This window comes from Faecalibacterium tardum (assembly GCF_040096515.1).
Classification (GTDB): domain Bacteria; phylum Bacillota; class Clostridia; order Oscillospirales; family Ruminococcaceae; genus Faecalibacterium; species Faecalibacterium tardum.
The window spans coordinates 1-1,463 of sequence record NZ_JBBMEO010000089.1; the positions used below are offsets into that span (position 1 = coordinate 1).

Annotated in this window: 2 protein-coding genes; both read right to left on the minus strand. The window is 45.7% G+C overall.

From position 1 onward, the window contains the following. Positions 1–539, minus strand: a 539-nt coding sequence (locus WMO44_RS14855; protein ID WP_349153038.1) for a tyrosine-type recombinase/integrase, incomplete at its 3' end; no start/stop codon positions are given. Next, the coding region (locus WMO44_RS14860; protein ID WP_349153039.1) for a helix-turn-helix domain-containing protein at positions 539–1,463 on the minus strand (925 nt) is incomplete at its 5' end. The genes WMO44_RS14860 and WMO44_RS14855, both read right to left, overlap by 1 nt.

Sequence of the window (1,463 nt, forward strand, 5' to 3'; positions counted from 1 at the left end):
ATATCACGCTTCTTTGCAGTGTATTTGGGCAAGGTGGCATAAATACAGGGATTCTTTTCCATAAGTTCCCACTTTACAGCCTGCTCAAAGGCACTTCTCAAAATTTTGTGAACCGAACGAACCGTGCCGGGAGAAACGTATTGATGCTGACGCTTTCCACACATAGGGTCGACTGCTTCGTATTTGAGCAGCCGCTGATAATATCCCTCAATTACGCGGGTGGTGAGATCCTGCAGCTTCATCGAGCCGATAAGCGGTACTATGTAGTTTGAGATCAGTGCAGTGTTTGATTGATAGGTTGAGAGTGCCCATTTAGTTTTTCCGTACAGGGCAACATATTCTGTAAGCAAGTCTTTTAGAGTTCGGCACTGGGGTGCCACAAAGGTACCGACGGATTCTTTGTATTCGACCTCTTTCTTACGGTTTTTGGCATCTGCAAGGTCGCTAAAGGTTTCCCATTTCTGCTTTAGCGTTCCATTAGTGTGTTTGTAGGTATAGACAACGCAGTATCGGTTATTGCGTTTGACAATGCTGGCCATTATACATCCTCCTCTACTTTACGTTTGGACTTCAGAACTTCATCGAAAGCATCTTTTTGGATGCGTTTTACCCTTCCCAACTTCATCGTTGGAATTCCTTCTTTGAGAACCCACGAGTCAAGTGTTGGGCGGCTGATTCCGTAGAAAGCCTGAATTTCCTGAAAACTGTAGTATTTCCCATTCTTGGGACATTGCAGTTTTAGCGGCGGCTCCTCATGCGTTTCTTTTTTCGATTTTTGAAGTTGGTATGTAGATTGGCTTTTAAGCCATGCCTTAAAACTTTTTTTGGTAATGCGCGGCCTGTCGGCCACGCGCTCAATGACGAAACAATCTCGGTATTTTTTGCAATCAAGGATCCCATAAACATTCTTGCGTGGGATACCGAGTAGTTTTGCCATTTCCGGGATGGAGATGGTTTGCGCTTCAATCTCCCGGTCACGCTCCCGGTCAGCTGCTGTGCGGTAGCGGCTTTGTGACCGGTACCACTGCTCAAATTCCTCTTTGGGAATCCTCATACAGAAGTCTGTCGTTTCTGTTTTCAACTTGCCCTGTCGGATGAGTGTATAGATCGTTTCGGGTTTCACCTTCAATATCTCGGCGGCGTCAGGAACGGAATAGGACCGTTTGCAAAGTTCCTCGCCCGGTGGCGAGCCATTGACCTTATGATATTTGACCTGATTGGCATACCATTTCTCAAAGCTGGAAATAACGATACGCCTTTTGTCGTTTATCAGAATGACTTCAAAGAGATTCTTATGAAGTAGCCAATAGCTGTCTGTTTTGCCAAGGCCGAGAAGCTGCCGCATCTCACGAACCGACATGGTGGTTTTGGTAGTGGCAGGTTCAACTTTTCCGTATAAGGGAGCCGAAGTATTCCGCATATCATCCATGAAAGACACCTCTCTATCTATGTAAAAGTTTAGC